The 14,776-nt window shown below is 60.1% G+C and carries 17 protein-coding genes and 1 pseudogene; 13 read left to right on the top strand and 5 right to left on the bottom strand.

What is annotated here, in order from left to right:
* The first annotated feature begins 119 nt into the window (after positions 1-119).
* Together phaC and FBY12_RS19520 are read left to right on the top strand one after the other, a co-directional pair.
* Positions 120-1,802, top strand: coding sequence for a class II poly(R)-hydroxyalkanoic acid synthase (gene phaC / locus FBY12_RS19525; protein ID WP_145255078.1), 1,683 nt, complete (start codon positions 120-122; stop codon positions 1,800-1,802).
* A 59-nt stretch (positions 1,803-1,861) separates the two neighbouring features.
* Entirely contained in the window at positions 1,862-2,482 is a 621-nt protein-coding gene (locus FBY12_RS19520; RefSeq protein WP_109519905.1) for a TetR/AcrR family transcriptional regulator, read from the top strand.
* A 188-nt stretch (positions 2,483-2,670) separates the two neighbouring features.
* Here FBY12_RS19520 and FBY12_RS19515 read toward each other — a convergent pair whose 3' ends face one another.
* From FBY12_RS19515 to FBY12_RS19505, 3 genes are all read right to left on the bottom strand, one after another.
* Entirely contained in the window at positions 2,671-3,594 is a 924-nt protein-coding gene (locus FBY12_RS19515) for a phasin family protein (RefSeq protein ID WP_145255075.1), read from the bottom strand.
* A gap of 10 nt (positions 3,595-3,604) precedes the next feature.
* Complete coding sequence (locus FBY12_RS19510) at positions 3,605-4,027, bottom strand: phasin family protein (protein ID WP_145255073.1); 423 nt, start codon at positions 4,025-4,027, stop codon at positions 3,605-3,607.
* 251 nt (positions 4,028-4,278) lie between these two features.
* Entirely contained in the window at positions 4,279-4,554 is a 276-nt protein-coding gene (locus FBY12_RS19505) for a polyhydroxyalkanoic acid system family protein (protein ID WP_121731598.1), read from the bottom strand.
* A gap of 155 nt (positions 4,555-4,709) precedes the next feature.
* On the opposite strand from FBY12_RS19505, the gene ubiE reads away from it, so the two are divergent.
* The 11 genes and pseudogenes from ubiE (at position 4,710) to FBY12_RS28180 (ending at position 12,961) form a co-directional block, all read left to right on the top strand.
* Positions 4,710-5,480 carry a bifunctional demethylmenaquinone methyltransferase/2-methoxy-6-polyprenyl-1,4-benzoquinol methylase UbiE gene (gene ubiE / locus FBY12_RS19500; RefSeq protein ID WP_092274543.1) on the top strand — a complete coding sequence of 257 codons (771 nt, stop codon included), beginning with the start codon at positions 4,710-4,712 and terminating at the stop codon, positions 5,478-5,480.
* Positions 5,480-6,103, top strand: a complete 624-nt coding sequence (locus FBY12_RS19495; protein ID WP_092274546.1) for an SCP2 domain-containing protein — start codon at positions 5,480-5,482, stop codon at positions 6,101-6,103. Before ubiE ends, FBY12_RS19495 begins: the two co-directional genes overlap by 1 nt.
* Positions 6,100-7,704 (top strand): ubiquinone biosynthesis regulatory protein kinase UbiB, encoded by a 1,605-nt coding sequence (gene ubiB / locus FBY12_RS19490; protein ID WP_145255070.1) that lies wholly within the window; start codon positions 6,100-6,102, stop codon positions 7,702-7,704. Before FBY12_RS19495 ends, ubiB begins: the two co-directional genes overlap by 4 nt.
* 78 nt (positions 7,705-7,782) lie before the next feature.
* A complete protein-coding gene (gene hisI / locus FBY12_RS19485) occupies positions 7,783-8,184 on the top strand; it encodes a phosphoribosyl-AMP cyclohydrolase (protein ID WP_092274551.1) in 402 nt (133 codons plus the stop codon).
* Complete coding sequence (locus FBY12_RS19480; protein WP_008025232.1) at positions 8,177-8,509, top strand: phosphoribosyl-ATP diphosphatase; 333 nt, start codon at positions 8,177-8,179, stop codon at positions 8,507-8,509. The genes hisI and FBY12_RS19480 overlap by 8 nt, the downstream gene beginning before the upstream one ends.
* A gap of 31 nt (positions 8,510-8,540) precedes the next feature.
* The gene (locus tag FBY12_RS19475) at positions 8,541-8,819 is read left to right on the top strand and encodes a twin-arginine translocase TatA/TatE family subunit (RefSeq protein WP_121731600.1); all 279 of its coding nucleotides are present in this window, start codon (positions 8,541-8,543) and stop codon (positions 8,817-8,819) included.
* A 10-nt stretch (positions 8,820-8,829) separates the two neighbouring features.
* Positions 8,830-9,318 carry a Sec-independent protein translocase protein TatB gene (gene tatB / locus FBY12_RS19470; protein WP_145255067.1) on the top strand — a complete coding sequence of 163 codons (489 nt, stop codon included), beginning with the start codon at positions 8,830-8,832 and terminating at the stop codon, positions 9,316-9,318.
* Positions 9,315-10,109, top strand: coding sequence for a twin-arginine translocase subunit TatC (tatC, locus tag FBY12_RS19465; protein ID WP_092274559.1), 795 nt, complete (start codon positions 9,315-9,317; stop codon positions 10,107-10,109). The genes tatB and tatC overlap by 4 nt, the downstream gene beginning before the upstream one ends.
* The gene (locus FBY12_RS19460) at positions 10,106-10,813 is read left to right on the top strand and encodes a 16S rRNA (uracil(1498)-N(3))-methyltransferase (RefSeq protein WP_145255064.1); all 708 of its coding nucleotides are present in this window, start codon (positions 10,106-10,108) and stop codon (positions 10,811-10,813) included. Before tatC ends, FBY12_RS19460 begins: the two co-directional genes overlap by 4 nt.
* Positions 10,814-10,888: 75 nt before the next feature.
* Positions 10,889-12,103: pseudogene (locus tag FBY12_RS28185) on the top strand (methyl-accepting chemotaxis protein); the annotation flags it as partial.
* A complete protein-coding gene (locus FBY12_RS28180) occupies positions 12,089-12,961 on the top strand; it encodes a methyl-accepting chemotaxis protein (RefSeq protein ID WP_371927501.1) in 873 nt (290 codons plus the stop codon). The pseudogene FBY12_RS28185 and the gene FBY12_RS28180, both read left to right, overlap by 15 nt.
* A gap of 126 nt (positions 12,962-13,087) precedes the next feature.
* Here FBY12_RS28180 and FBY12_RS19450 read toward each other — a convergent pair whose 3' ends face one another.
* Both FBY12_RS19450 and FBY12_RS19445 read right to left on the bottom strand, forming a co-directional pair.
* Entirely contained in the window at positions 13,088-13,822 is a 735-nt protein-coding gene (locus FBY12_RS19450; RefSeq protein WP_101208534.1) for an amino acid ABC transporter ATP-binding protein, read from the bottom strand.
* Positions 13,815-14,774: an amino acid ABC transporter permease gene (locus FBY12_RS19445; RefSeq protein ID WP_145255059.1), complete on the bottom strand. Its 960-nt coding sequence runs from the start codon at positions 14,772-14,774 to the stop codon at positions 13,815-13,817. The genes FBY12_RS19450 and FBY12_RS19445 overlap by 8 nt, the downstream gene beginning before the upstream one ends.
* Positions 14,775-14,776 lie beyond the last annotated feature (2 nt).

Here is a 14,776-nt window from a genome sequence, read left to right as displayed (position 1 = left end):
GTTGGGTCGATGGAAACCGCGCGGCAGGACGCCGCGCCGCGCAACAACGCGTTTGAGCGTCTATGGTGTTTGGGTTCGGTGTGTTTGTTTTTGGCCTGAAGACGAAGGAGTGTTGATTCATGCGCGAAAAACCAGTGAGGGAGTTTTTGCCCACTCCCGCCGCGTTCATCAACGCACAGAGTGCAATTACCGGCCTGCGCGGCCGCGACATGTTGTCGACCCTGCGCAGCGTGGCCGCCCACGGTTTGCGCAACCCGCTGCACAGTGCGCGCCACGCGCTGAAACTCGGCGGCCAGTTAGGCCGTGTGTTGCTGGGCGAAACCCTGCACCCGACCAATCCGCACGATAGCCGTTTTGCCGACCCCGCATGGAGCCTCAATCCGTTTTATCGACGCAGTTTGCAGGCTTACCTGAGCTGGCAGAAAGAGGTCAAGAGCTGGATCGACGAAAGCAACATGAGCCCCGACGATCGCGCCCGCGCGCACTTCGCGTTCGCCCTGCTCAACGACGCCGTGTCGCCGTCCAACACACTGCTCAATCCGCTGGCGCTCAAGGAGATTTTCAACTCCGGCGGCAACAGCCTGATCCGTGGCGCCGGGCACCTGATCGACGACTTCCTGCACAACGATGGCTTGCCCCGGCAGGTCACCAAACAGGCCTTTGAAATCGGCAAGACCGTCGCCACCACCACCGGCTCGGTGGTGTTTCGCAACGAGTTGCTGGAGCTGATCCAGTACAAACCGATGAGCGAAAAGCAGTATTCGAAACCGCTGCTGGTGGTGCCGCCGCAGATCAACAAGTTCTACATTTTCGACCTCAGCCCGCATAACAGCTTCGTCCAGTTCGCCCTCAAAAACGGCCTGCAAACCTTCATGATCAGTTGGCGTAACCCGGATGTGCGCCATCGCGAATGGGGGCTGTCGAGCTATGTCGAAGCGGTCGAAGAAGCGATGAATGTCTGCCGCGCAATCACTGGCGCGCGCGAAGTTAACTTGATGGGCGCCTGCGCTGGCGGCCTGACGATTGCCGCGCTGCAAGGGCATTTGCAGGCCAAACGGCAATTGCGGCGGGTCTCGAGCGCGACGTATCTGGTGAGTTTGCTCGACAGTCAGATGGACAGCCCGGCGACGTTGTTTGCCGATGAGCAAACCCTCGAAGCGGCCAAGCGCCGCTCGTATCAGAAAGGTGTGCTGGACGGCCGCGACATGGCCAAAGTATTCGCCTGGATGCGCCCCAACGATTTGATCTGGAGCTATTTCGTCAACAATTACCTGCTCGGAAAACAGCCGCCAGCGTTCGATATTCTCTACTGGAACAACGACAACACGCGCCTGCCTGCGGCGTTTCATGGCGACTTGCTGGACTTCTTCAAGCACAACCCGCCGAGCCATCCGGGCGGTCTGGAAGTGTGCGGCACGCCGATCGACCTGCAAAAAGTCACGGTCGACAGTTTCAGCGTCGCCGGCATCAACGACCACATCACGCCGTGGGACGCGGTGTATCGCTCGACCCTGCTGCTGGGTGGCGAGCGGCGTTTTGTGCTGTCGAACAGCGGCCACGTGCAGAGCATTCTCAACCCGCCGTCCAACCCCAAAGCCAACTTCATCGAGAGCCCGAAACTCACCAGCGACCCACGCGCCTGGTACTACGACGCCAAGCAAACCGACGGCAGTTGGTGGACGCAATGGCTGGAGTGGATTCAGCAGCGCTCGGGCGCACAAAAAGAAACACAAATGGCCCTCGGCAACCCGGCCTACCCACCGATGGAAGCCGCACCCGGCACCTACGTGCGCGTGCGCTGACGTTCAACAACCCACGGCCGGCGCTGGCCGTGGCCTGACTCGACCATTAAGAAGACTGGATGAAAACCCGCGACCGGATCCTCGAATGTGCCCTGCAGTTGTTCAATCAAAAAGGTGAACCCAACGTTTCCACCCTGGAAGTGGCCAATGAAATGGGGATCAGCCCGGGCAACCTCTACTATCACTTCCACGGCAAGGAGCCGCTGATTCTGGGGCTGTTCGAACGCTTCCAGAACGAACTCGCACCGCTGCTCGATCCGCCGTCCGACGTCGAACTGGCGCCGGAAGATTACTGGCTGTTTCTGCACTTGATCGTCGAGCGCCTGGCGCACTACCGGTTCCTGTTCCAGGACCTCTCCAACCTCGCCGGTCGCCTGCCGAAACTGGCGAAAGGCATCCGCAACCTGCTCAATGCACTGAAACGCACGCTGGCCTCACTGCTGGCGCGGCTGAAAGCGCAGGGGCAACTGGTCAGCGACACCCAGGCACTGGGGCAACTGGTGGAGCAAATCACCATGACCCTGCTGTTTTCACTGGACTACCAGCGGATTCTTGATCGCGAGGGCGAAGTCAGGTTGGTGGTGTACCAGATCATGATGCTGGTAGCGCCGCACCTGTTGCCGCCGGTCAAGGCTGCGACTGAGCAGTTGGCGCTGCAATATCTGGAAGAACATGAGTGACACTGATCACGGACCAACCTGTGGGAGCGAGCTTGCTCGCGAAAGCGATTGATCATTCAGGATGTGCATCGACTGAAACACCGCGATCGCGAGCAAGCTCGCTCCTACAGGGGATCTGCGCGGTTGACGGAGTTCTGAAAAAAAACGCCCGACCTTCGCAGGCCGGGCGTTTTCTTGAGTCCTGAAAATCAGGACTGACTGGTTGGGGTCGCCGGGGTTGGCGTCGCAGTCGGGGTTGCAGCAGGGGTCGGCGCGGCAGCGGAATTCGCTGAAGTGGCCGGGGTTGCCGGTTTGGCGGCAGGCGCTGCGGGTTTTGGCGCGGCAGCTCTGGCGGCGGCCGGTTTCTTCGCAGCAGGTTTTTTCGCGGCGGCAGGTTTTGCCGCTGGCTTGGCTGCTGCAGGTTTCGCGGCGGCGGTTTTGGCGGCTGGTTTCGCAGTGGTTTTTGCCGCGACAGGCTTGGCTGCAGTTTTCGCGGCGGCCTTGGCTACAGGTTTGGCCGCGGCGGTTTTAGCGGCGGCTTTGGCAGCAGGTTTGGCAACTGCTTTGGCAGCGGCTTTGACCAGTGGCTTGGCCGCGGATTTGGCTGCCGGTTTCGCCTCAGCCGTTTTAGCAGCGGTCGTTTTAGCAGCGGTCGTTTTCGCCGTAGCGGTTTTAGCCGCAGGTTTTGCAGCTGCGGTTTTGCTCGCAACTGGCGCAACCTTGGCGCCGGTGAGTTTCTCGATCTGCCGGGTCAGGGTATCGACCTTGCTGTGCAGCGCTTTCACTTCATTGCGGCTCGGTACACCGAGACGCGAAATGGCGCTGTTCAGGCGCTTGTCGAAAGCTCCTTCCAGTTCATCCCACTTGCCCAGTGCGCGGTCTTTCACGCCGCTGATGCGCGACTTGGCAGAGGAAGCGGAATCCTTGGCGGAGTCGACTTTCTTGCCCACTGCACTCTTGGTGAGCTTCTCGGCTTTCTCGCCGTCTTTGACCAATGTATCGAAGAGCTTGCTGCCGTCAGTGTCGATCTTCGAGTACACGCCTAAACCAGCCAGCCAGATCTTGCGGGAGTAGTCTTCGACCTTCCCGATCCACGAGCTGCCTTCTTTGTCAGTATTCTTTTTACCAGCCATCCCGTTCTCCTTAAGATTTACGCGCGACGCGTTCGAGCAATGCCGTCAACTCATCGAGCTTAGCAGACAGTGTCTCAACGTCATGTTTAGACGGAATGCCGATACGATTCAAGGCACTTGCGACACGCGAGTCAAAAGCCTTTTCAACCTTGTCGAGTTGAACTTCGACCTTGCCTTTGAAAGTGTTCACTTCACTCTTGGCTTCATCGATCTCGGAGTTAGCCGCTTCAAGTTTCTCGGCAACTACTTTTTTGCCTTTGCTTTCAACAGTTTGACCAGCCTTGATCAACTCTTGAAAGTACTCGCTGCCCTCTTGGCCAACCTTGGTGTAGGCACCCAGGCCTGCCAGCCAGATCTTGCGGGCATACGATTTGACGTCGTGCCGAGCGTTAGTCGAGGAGTCGATTTTTTTCTTCAAAATAACTTTGGCCATGGTGCACCTCACGCGCAGAAGGTTTGAGGAACTGCCCGCGAAAGTGTCGGGCTCTGGCACAAAGTAGGCAGAAAAATTAGAAACGGCACCCTAACAACTGACATAGATCTTCGGCTTCACACAACTCAACCTGTAGGAGCCAAGCTTGCTCGCGATAGCAATTCATCATTCAACATCAATGTGCACTGATACACCGTCATCGCGAGCAAGCTCGGCTCCCACAGGGGCTGCATTCACACATCCAAAGGCCTTCAGGCCAACGCTTTGTCCAACGCTTTTTCGATCTCTGACTTGATCGTGCCGCTCATGGCTGACATCAACAGACCCAGCTCGACATCGACCTTGATCGAATCTTCGCCGACATGCACCGCGCCTTTCACGCCCGAGCGCTTGAGGTTGAGGGTGTCGCCGGACCATTGCGGCTCCAGGCCGTATTGGTCGGAGAGCTTCTTCGCCAGCAGGTCAGCCTTCTCGCGGGCCGCTTCCTTGCCCAGGTCGTGGGTACGTTCAACACTGATTCGGGCCATTGAATGACTCCTTCTATAGGGATACTTTCCTGAAGCATCTTGACCGCTGCTGCGGCAAAACGTCCCGGCGGTTCGACATCTTACCTTTAGCCACTCCAAGACAAAGCAGGCCACCGGGATTAGAATGTCCCGCATTCTCTTCTGGTGACAGCGATATGACTGATCAGCGCAAAGGCAGCGATGCCGAACCCACCACTCACTTCGGTTTCAAAAACGTTCCGGAAAGCCAAAAAGCGGAAAAAGTCGCTGAAGTTTTCCACTCGGTAGCCGCCAAGTACGACTTGATGAACGACCTCCTGTCGGGCGGCATGCACCGTTTGTGGAAGCGTTTCGCGATTGAACTGTCGGGCGTTCGCAGCGGCAACCGCGTGCTCGACATTGCCGGCGGCACCGGTGACTTGACCAAAAAATTCTCGCACCTCGTCGGCCCGACCGGCCACGTAGTGTTGGCCGACATCAACGAATCCATGCTCAAGGTCGGTCGCGACCGCTTGCTGGATCTGGGTGTCGCCGGCAACGTTGAATTCGTCCAGGCCGACGCTGAAAAGCTGCCGTTCCCGGACAACCATTTCGATTGCGTGACCATCGCTTTCGGCCTGCGCAACGTCACGCACAAGGAAGACGCCCTGCGTTCGATGCTGCGCGTGCTCAAGCCGGGCGGTCGCTTGCTGGTGCTGGAGTTCTCCAAACCGACCAACGCATTGATGTCCAAAGCCTACGACGCTTACTCGTTCGCCTTCATGCCGTTGATGGGCAAGCTGATCACCAACGATTCGGAAAGCTATCGCTACCTGGCCGAATCGATCCGCATGCACCCGAATCAGGAAACCCTGAAGTCGATGATGGTCGAGGCCGGTTTCGACCGCGTGACCTATCACAACATGACCGCAGGCATCGTTGCCCTGCACCGTGGCATCAAACCCTGATGCTGCTCGCCGGACTGCTCGCCAGCGTTGAACTCGGGATTAACCGGGTGCTGCGCCTCGACAGCACAGCGCTGCCGCGCCTCGCGCATTTGAGCGGCAAAGTGATTGCCGTCGATTGCCGCAGCCCGGCGCTGCAACTGTTTATCCTGCCCAGCGACGAAGGCCTGATGCTCGCCTCGCAGTGGGAAACCGGCGCCGATTGCACCTTGCGTGCACCGGCCGCGAGCCTGTTGAAACTGGCGACCAGCAAGGACAAGACTGCCGTGCTGCACGGCCCTGAAGTCGAACTCGACGGCGACAGCGGCGTGCTGCTGGACCTTGCGGCGATCCTTCAGGACCTCGAGCTGGACTGGGAGTACGAACTCTCGCGCTGGCTCGGGCCGGTGGCCACGCAACTGGTCGGCGGTCATCTGCGCAGCCGCGCACGCTTTTATCAACAAGGGTTCGCCAGCCTCAATCAGAACCTTGGCGAATACCTGGCCGAAGAATCGCGCACCCTCGTCGGTCAGCGCGAAGCCGAAGCCCGTTTCAGTGAACTGGACCAGATCAAACTTGATCTGGAACGTCTCGAGGCGCGTTTCGAGCGCCTTTCCCGATCCCTCGACCCAAGCGATAACGCATGAAGCTGCTTGCCGTCCGCCGTTTGTTGCGCATCCAGCGCGTTGTGATCCGCTACCGCCTCGATGACCTGCTGTTCGCCCTGCCGCTGCCGTGGTTTCTGCTGGCGCTGCGTTATGCGTTGCCGTGGCGCTGGTTCCCGCGCAAGACCCTGGAACTGAGCCGTGGCGCGCGATTGCGCCTGGCGTTGCAGGACCTCGGGCCGATTTTCATCAAGTTCGGGCAAATTCTTTCCACGCGCCGCGACCTGCTGCCGGAAGACATCGCCGATGAGCTGATGATGCTGCAGGACCGCGTGCCGCCGTTCGACTCGCAACTGTCGATCAATCTGATCGAAGAGCAGCTCGGGAAAAAAATCAGCGAAGTCTTCAGCCGTTTCGACGTCGAACCGCTGGCCTCGGCCTCGGTGGCGCAGGTGCATGCCGCGCAGTTGAAAAGCGGCGAAGAAGTGGTGGTCAAAGTCATTCGTCCGGGGCTGAAACCGATCATCGCGCAGGATCTGGCGTGGCTGTTCATCCTTGCCCGCGCCGCCGAAAAGCTCTCGGCCGATGCACGCCTGCTGCACCCGGTGGACGTGGTTCTGGACTACGAAAAAACCATCTACGACGAGCTCGACCTACTGCGCGAAGCGGCCAATGCCAGCCAGTTGAAGCGCAATTTCGAAGGCTCCGATCTGCTGTACGTGCCGCAAGTCTACTGGGACTGGTGCCGGCCGAAAGTGCTGGTGATGGAGCGCATCTACGGGATTCAGGTAACGGACCTGGCGACGCTGGCCGACCAGCGCACCGACATGAAAATGCTCGCCGAGCGCGGTGTGGAGATTTTCTTCACTCAAGTGTTCCGCGACAGTTTTTTCCATGCCGACATGCACCCCGGCAACATCTTCGTCAGCACCGTCAACCCGTGGAGCCCGCAGTACATCGCGATCGACTGCGGCATCGTCGGCAGCCTGACCCCGGAAGATCAGGATTATCTGGCGCGTAACCTGTTCGCGTTTTTCAAGCGCGACTATCGGCGTGTGGCGCAGTTGCACATCGATTCCGGTTGGGTGCCGGCGGAAACCAAACTGAATGAATTCGAAGCGGCGATCCGCACTGTTTGCGAACCGATCTTCGAAAAACCGTTAAAAGATATTTCCTTCGGCCAAGTGCTGATGCGCCTGTTCCAGACCGCGCGACGCTTCAACATGGAAGTGCAGCCGCAGTTGGTACTGCTGCAGAAAACCCTGCTGAACATCGAAGGCCTGGGCCGGCAGTTGTACCCGGACCTGGATTTGTGGAACACCGCGCAGCCGTTCCTCGAGCGCTGGATGCGCGAGCGCGTCAGCCCGAAAACCCTGATCGGCAACGTGCAAAGCCAGTTCGAGCAACTGCCGCACCTGGCCAACATGGCCCGCGATCTGCTCGAACGCATGTCCCAGCCACACGCCTACGACCCACCGCCACCGTGGCATAAACGCAAGGACGACTGGTTCCTGCGGCTGCTCGGTTGCGCGCATCTGGGCGGCGGCGCGGTGCTCGCGGCGGGCGGCCCGCTGAATGAACTGGGGCATTGGCCGGCCGCTGTGATGGTGATTGTCGGTTTGTATCTGGTCGTGCGCCGATAGCCAGAGCCGGCACACGCTGGCACACTGTTTCAACGCCTGCCCGACTAATGAAGTGTCGGGCCGCTGTCGGAGTCGAAGATGAAAAACTGGCTGGACGAGATCAAATGGGACGCAGATGGCCTGGTGCCGGCGATTGCCCAGGATCACCAAACCGGGCGCGTCCTGATGATGGCCTGGATGAATCGCGAAGCGCTGGAACTGACTGCCGCCGAGAACCGTGCCATCTACTGGTCACGTTCGCGTGGCAAGTTGTGGCGCAAGGGTGAAGAGTCCGGCCACGTGCAAACCCTGCATGAGATGCGCCTCGACTGCGACGCCGACGTGATCATCCTGATGGTCGAGCAAATCGGCGACATCGCTTGCCATACCGGTCGCCAGAGCTGCTTCTATCGCGTTTACGAGAACGGCGACTGGAAAACCGTCGACCCGGTCCTGAAAGATCCGCACTCCATTTATTCCGCAGGACACAGCCATGAGTGACACCCTGACCCGTCTGGCCGAAGTGCTGGAAGCGCGCAAAGGCGCGGCCGCCGACAGCTCGTATGTCGCCAGCCTGTACCACAAGGGTTTGAACAAGATTCTGGAGAAAGTCGGCGAAGAGTCGGTCGAAACGATTATTGCCGCCAAGGACGCCGCGATCAGCGGCGACTGCAGCGACGTGATCTACGAGACCGCCGACTTGTGGTTCCACAGCATGGTCATGCTCGCCCAGCTGGGGCAGCATCCACAGGCTGTGCTCGATGAACTGGACCGTCGCTTCGGTCTGTCCGGACACGCCGAGAAAGCCTCGCGCCCGTCCGCCTGAACAACTATTTAGTATTTAGAGGAACAGCAACATGGGCATTTTTGACTGGAAACACTGGATCGTCATCCTGGTTGTCGTGGTGCTGGTGTTCGGCACCAAGAAACTGAAAAACCTCGGTACCGACGTCGGCGAGTCGATCAAGGGCTTTCGCAAAGCCATGAACGATGACGAAAAACCGGCCGATCCGATCGTGCCCCCGGCGCAACCAGTGCCACCTGCGCAACCTACGGCCACTTCGCCACTGAACCAGCCGCACACCATCGACGTGCAGGCACAGAAAGTCGATGAGCCGATCCGCAAAGACGTGTGAGCACTGACTAATGTTTGGTATCAGCTTCTCTGAACTGCTGCTCGTCGGCCTCGTGGCCCTGCTGGTGCTGGGCCCCGAGCGTCTGCCGGGTGCTGCGCGCACTGCTGGCCTGTGGGTCGGGCGGTTGAAGCGCAGTTTCAACGCGATCAAACAGGAAGTTGAACGTGAAATCGGTGCCGATGAGATTCGTCGGCAACTGCACAACGAACACATTCTGTCGCTGGAGCAGGAGGCGCGGAAGATTTTCACGCCGACTCAGCAGCAAGCCACGCCAGTCAAACCGGTCGAGCCGGTGCTGGAGCAGACCATTCACGCACCGGCCACTGAAGCCGTGCCAAGCATGGGCGGCGTCGAACCTGCGCCAGTGCTGGAAGCGCCGGTACCTGTTGCGCCCGCAGCACCCGAACAACCTGCTGCGCCTGCCGCCGCGCCGACCACGCCGACCACGCCGACCACGCCGGCACCTCACGACACTCCATTGCCGCCGCGAGCCCCATGAGCGATCTCCCTGAAAACGACCAGCACATGCCGCTGGTTTCGCACCTCACCGAGTTGCGTACCCGCCTGCTGCGCTGCGTAGCGGCGATTTTCATCATCTTCGCCGGGCTGTTCGCGTTCACCCAGCAGATCTACACCTTCGTCTCCACGCCGCTGCGCCAGTATCTGCCGGTCGGCGCGACGATGATTGCCACCGACGTGTCGTCGCCGTTCCTGACGCCACTGAAGCTGACGATGATGGTGTCGCTGTTCCTCGCGATCCCGGTAATCCTGCATCAGATCTGGGGTTTCATCGCGCCGGGCCTGTACAAGCACGAAAAGCGCATCGCCGTGCCGTTGCTGGTCTCGAGCATCATGCTGTTCTACACCGGCATGGCCTTCGCCTATTACCTGGTGTTTCCGCTGATCTTCAAATTCTTCGCCGCCGCCACCCCGGCCGGTGTCGAAATGATGACTGACATCAGCAGCTACCTCGATTTCGTCATGACGCTGTTCTTTGCTTTCGGCGTCGCGTTCGAGATCCCGGTGGCCGTGGTGCTGCTGGTGTGGATCGGCGTGGTCGACGTCATCTACCTGAAGAAAATCCGCCCGTACGTGATCATCGGCTGCTTCGTCGTCGGCATGATCCTGACCCCGCCGGACATCTTCTCGCAGACCTTGCTGGCCGTGCCGATGTGGTTGCTGTTCGAGATCGGCATCATCTTCGGCAGCCTCATCAGCAAGCGTGGCGATCGACCGGAAGACCAGCCGGTTGACGATCACAACGACCAGCCGCCAGCGACCCAACCGTGAACCTGCTGCTGCTTGAAGAGGCCGATTTCATCGCGCCCGACCGCGTGGTCCTGCGTGATCGGCGCTTGACGCACATGCAGGAAGTGCATCGCTGCGAAGTCGGCGACAGCATGCGCGTCGGGCGCATCGGCGGGTTGATGGGTTCGGCCGAAGTGTTGCGGCTGGAGGCTGGCGAGGCCGAATTGCGCGTGACACTCGATCAATCGCCGCCGAGCAAGCTGCCGCTGACCCTGGTGTTGGCGCTGCCACGGCCGAAAATGCTCCGTAGGGTGTTTCAGACTGTTGCGGCCATGGGTGTGCCGCGCATCGTGCTGGTGAACAGCTATCGCGTCGAGAAGAGCTTCTGGCAGACGCCGTTCCTCGAACCTGAGGCGATTCGTGAGCAATTGATCCTCGGCCTCGAACAGGCGCGCGACAGCGTGTTGCCGGAGGTGGTGATCGAGAAGCGCTTCAAGCCGTTTGTCGAAGACCGTTTGCCGGCCATTGCCGAGGGCACTTTGGGCCTCGTCGGGCATCCCGGCAACTACCCGCCCTGCCCGCGCGGACTCGACGAACCGGTGACCCTGGCGATTGGCCCGGAAGGTGGCTGGATTCCTTACGAGATCGAACTGCTGGGCAAATCCGGCCTGCAACCGGTGCAACTCGGCGAGCGCATTCTGCGCGTCGAAACCGCCGTCACCGCCCTGCTCGCCCGCCTCTTTTAAATCACCACCCGATCTGCCTGACACAAAACCTGTAGGAGCATAGCTTGCTCGCGATGGCGGTAGGTCAGGCAACAGATGTGTTGCCTGATAGTCCGCTATCGCGAGCAAGCTTTGCTCCCACAGATCATGTATTCAATGGCGCGTCGATCTTCAGATTCCCGGCCACTAGCCGATACATTCCTCATAAAACCAAAACGCAGTTCGTGGGGGAGTAGCAGCATGTACCGTTGGCTAGCCGAGAAGCTTGGAAACGTAAGCGTTAAACGCAAACTGGGTGTCGGCTTCGGTCTCGTCCTGCTCCTGACTTTGTTGATCGCCTTCACCGGCTGGACCGGGCTGACGGGTGTGATGAGTCGTGGCGACAAACTGGGGTTCATCGCCAGCCTCAACGATATGACCAAAGATTTGCGCCTCGCCCGCCAGGAATACGAAACGCGTCGTGGCGAACAAGGCCCGGGCGCGGTCAACGAGATGCTCGGGCGCCTCGACGCCGGCCTGCAAACCGCGCGCAAGCTGATCGAACAACCGGCCGACGTGGCGATGATCGACCAGCAACTGGCCGCCGTCAGCGAGTACAAACAAGCGTTCAGCGCCATGACCCAGGCCGCCGCCACCCGCGAAGACGCGCGCAGCAAGCTCGGCGCCACGGCCGACAATGCCGTGGCGAAAGTTGCTGAAGTCGAGAAATCCCTGCTCCAGGGCGAAAACGTCGCGCAATTCAACGCGGTGGTCGATCTGAGCAAATTGATCCAGCAAGCCCGCTTCCAGGTGCGCGGTTACACCTACAGCGCCAAGACTGAAGCCGAGCAACCGGCGCTGGACGCCATCGACAACGCACTGAAAAACATTGCCAGCCTGCCAACCCAGTTGCCAGAGCAACTGAACGAACAGCACAACGCCAACCTGCAACAGGCCGCCGAATCGCTGAAGGCTTATCGCGCTGCAGTCAGCCAGTTCCGCGACTCGCAAGTAGCCAATGCTGCCGCCCTCAAACGCATGGTCGCGCAAGGCGATGTATTGCTCGACCTCAGTCAAAAACTCACCGTTTCGCAAACGGTGGTGCGTGACACCGATGCGGCGCAGGCGAAAATCCATTTGCTGATGGCGTCGATTCTGGCGCTGGTCGTCGGGCTGCTGGCGGCGTGGGCGATCACCCGGCAGATCGTGATTCCGCTGAGCGAAACCTTGAAAGTTGCCGAGCGCGTTGCCGCTGGCGACCTGACGCACAACCTGATTTCCAAGCGTGAAGACGAACTCGGTCAATTGCAGCGCGCCATGCAAAGCATGACGTTGGGCCTGCGCGAATTGATCGGCGGCATCAGCGATGGCGTTACGCAAATCGCCAGCGCTGCCGAAGAATTGTCAGCGGTGACCGAGCAGACAAGCGCCGGGGTCAATAATCAGAAAATCGAAACCGATCAAGTCGCCACCGCGATGCACGAGATGACCGCCACTGTGCAGGAAGTCGCGCGCAACGCCGAGGAAGCTTCGGAAGCGGCAGTCGCTGCCGATCAACAGGCCCGTGAAGGTGACAAAGTGGTCGGCGAAGCCATCGCGCAGATTGAGCGCCTGGCCATCGAAGTCGGCAACTCCACGGCCGCCATGGGCGATCTGAAGCGCGAGAGCGACAAGATCGGCAGCGTGCTCGACGTGATCAAGTCTGTCGCGCAGCAAACCAACTTGCTGGCACTCAACGCCGCCATTGAGGCCGCGCGTGCCGGTGAGGCTGGACGCGGTTTTGCCGTGGTCGCCGACGAGGTGCGCAGCCTGGCTCAGCGCACGCAGAAGTCCACCGAGGAAATCGAAGAGTTGATCGTCGGCCTGCAAACCGGCACCCAGCAAGTCGCAACCATCATGGACAACAGCCGCAGCCTGACCGACAGCAGCGTCGAACTGACCCGCCGCGCCGGTGGTTCGCTGGAAAGCATCACGCGCACGGTGTCGGCGATTCAGTCGATGAATCAGCAGATCGCTGCAGCGGCCGAGCAGCAGAGCGCCGTGGCCGAAGAGATCAACCGCAGCGTGCTGAATGTGCGCGACGTGTCCGAGCAGACCTCGGCGGCGAGCGAAGAAACCGCGGCGTCGAGCGTTGAGCTGGCACGATTGGGCACGCATCTGCAGATGCTGGTGGGCAAGTTCAAGGTTTGAAACCGCGTCGCGCCGTTCGCGGGCAAGCCTCGCTCCTACAGGGTTGTGTGTACCGCGTAATTGCGTAACACCTCAAAACTGTAGGAGCGAGGCTTGCCCGCGAAGGCGTCAGAACAGAAGCCGAAGCTACAAAACCTGACGCAAAAACGCCTGTGCCCGCGGGTCTTTCGGCGCATCGAAGAACTCCGCCGGCGCGGCATCTTCGAGCAGTTTGCCGTGATCGAAAAACAACACCCGATCCGCCACTTCCCGCGCGAAACCCATTTCATGCGTCACGCAAACCATGGTCATGCCTTCCACGGCCAGGGTTTTCATCACGTCCAGCACTTCGCCGACCATTTCCGGATCCAGCGCCGACGTCGGCTCATCAAACAGCATGACCTTCGGCTCCATCGCCAACGCCCGGGCAATCGCCACGCGTTGCTGCTGGCCGCCGGACAGGCGCGATGGAAACTCATTGGCCTTCTGCGCGATGCCGACCTTTTCCAGCAATGCCAAGGCTTTGGCCTCGCGCTCCTTTTTACCGCGCTTGCGCACGACTTTCTGCGCGAGGCAGAGGTTTTCCAGCACGGTCATGTGCGGGAACAGATTGAAATGCTGGAAGACCATGCCGACTTCCCGGCGGTAGGCGTTGACGTCGGTTTTCGGGTCGGCCAGTTGCAGACCGTCGATGCTCACCGAGCCCGAATCAAATTCTTCCAGGCCATTCAGGCAGCGCAGGAACGTCGATTTGCCGGAACCGGACGGGCCGATCACCACCAACACTTCGCCCCTGGCCACGTGCGTCGACACGTTATCCACCGCGCGCACCACTTGGCCACGGGTGTCGAAGACTTTTACCAGATCGCGGACTTCAATCACTTTGCGCGAGCCTCCGCTCAAGCCGGCTGGCGATTTTCGACAGCGGCAGGTTGATCAACAGGTACAACCCGGCCACGCAGAACAGGATTTCGAACGGCGAGAACGAGGTGGTGATGACTTCCCGACCGCTTTTCAAGAGCTCGGTAATCGCGATCACCGACACCAGCGACGTGTCTTTGACCAGACTGATGAACTGCCCGGCCAGCGGCGGCAGCACGCGTTTCAGCGCTTGCGGCAACACCACGTGACGCATCGACTGGCCGGCGCTCAGGCCCAGCGAGCGCGCCGCTTCATTCTGCCCACGAGCGATCGACTGCACGCCTGAACGAATAATCTCGGCGACGTAAGCACCGGTGAACAGCGACAGCGCGGCGATCCCGGCGAACTCGCGGGACAGGTTCATCACGGTGCCGATGAAGAAGTAGAAAATGAAGATCTGCACCAGCAGCGGCGTGCCGCGCACCAGTTCGACATAAATGGTCGAGAGATCACGCCGGGTCGGGTTACTGGATAGGCGGCAGAGGCCGGTGACCAGGCCGATCAGCAAACCAAGCACGCCCGAGACCACCGACAACCACAACGTCGTCCACAAACCCCACAACAGCGGACCGGCGGCCCAATGCCGGGTCACGCCGACGACGTCGCCCTCCGCCACGTCATCGCCCTGCGCCACTTGCAGGCTGTTTTCGTCGACCGTCAGGTGTTGCTCGTCGCCAGCGTCGTTGCGTAGCGTGACGTCGGCCTTGTCGCCCTTGCGCACCAGTTCGCTGACGGTCGAGATGTCGGCGGCGCGCTGGGATTCTTCGGCGTGATAGGCGAAGTATTGCGGCACGCGGTTCCAGCGCCATTCGTAGGACATCAGCGAGGTGGCGTAATACAGCGCGCCGGCCAGGCCGATCAGCACCAGCACTGTCAGGACGTGCCAGGGCCATTGGGCTTTTTTCTGTTTCATTT

The sequence above is a fragment of the Pseudomonas sp. SJZ131 genome (assembly GCF_007828705.1).
Classification (GTDB): Bacteria; Pseudomonadota; Gammaproteobacteria; order Pseudomonadales; family Pseudomonadaceae; genus Aquipseudomonas; species Aquipseudomonas prosekii.
This window is presented reverse-complemented; position numbering and strand designations above follow the sequence as displayed.

Bases quoted from the DNA above. Each gene is read 5' to 3' on its own strand.
- phaC (WP_145255078.1), top strand. From the start codon at position 120: ATGCGCGAAAAACCAGTGAGGGAGTTTTTGCCCACTCCCGCCGCGTTC.
- FBY12_RS19520 (WP_109519905.1), top strand. From the start codon at position 1,862: ATGAAAACCCGCGACCGGATCCTCGAATGTGCCCTGCAGTTGTTCAAT.
- FBY12_RS19515 (WP_145255075.1), bottom strand. From the start codon at position 3,594: ATGGCTGGTAAAAAGAATACTGACAAAGAAGGCAGCTCGTGGATCGGG.
- FBY12_RS19510 (WP_145255073.1), bottom strand. From the start codon at position 4,027: ATGGCCAAAGTTATTTTGAAGAAAAAAATCGACTCCTCGACTAACGCT.
- FBY12_RS19505 (WP_121731598.1), bottom strand. From the start codon at position 4,554: ATGGCCCGAATCAGTGTTGAACGTACCCACGACCTGGGCAAGGAAGCG.
- ubiE (WP_092274543.1), top strand. From the start codon at position 4,710: ATGACTGATCAGCGCAAAGGCAGCGATGCCGAACCCACCACTCACTTC.
- FBY12_RS19495 (WP_092274546.1), top strand. From the start codon at position 5,480: ATGCTGCTCGCCGGACTGCTCGCCAGCGTTGAACTCGGGATTAACCGG.
- ubiB (WP_145255070.1), top strand. From the start codon at position 6,100: ATGAAGCTGCTTGCCGTCCGCCGTTTGTTGCGCATCCAGCGCGTTGTG.
- hisI (WP_092274551.1), top strand. From the start codon at position 7,783: ATGAAAAACTGGCTGGACGAGATCAAATGGGACGCAGATGGCCTGGTG.
- FBY12_RS19480 (WP_008025232.1), top strand. From the start codon at position 8,177: ATGAGTGACACCCTGACCCGTCTGGCCGAAGTGCTGGAAGCGCGCAAA.
- FBY12_RS19475 (WP_121731600.1), top strand. From the start codon at position 8,541: ATGGGCATTTTTGACTGGAAACACTGGATCGTCATCCTGGTTGTCGTG.
- tatB (WP_145255067.1), top strand. From the start codon at position 8,830: ATGTTTGGTATCAGCTTCTCTGAACTGCTGCTCGTCGGCCTCGTGGCC.
- tatC (WP_092274559.1), top strand. From the start codon at position 9,315: ATGAGCGATCTCCCTGAAAACGACCAGCACATGCCGCTGGTTTCGCAC.
- FBY12_RS28180 (WP_371927501.1), top strand. From the start codon at position 12,089: ATGCAAAGCATGACGTTGGGCCTGCGCGAATTGATCGGCGGCATCAGC.
- FBY12_RS19445 (WP_145255059.1), bottom strand. From the start codon at position 14,774: ATGAAACAGAAAAAAGCCCAATGGCCCTGGCACGTCCTGACAGTGCTG.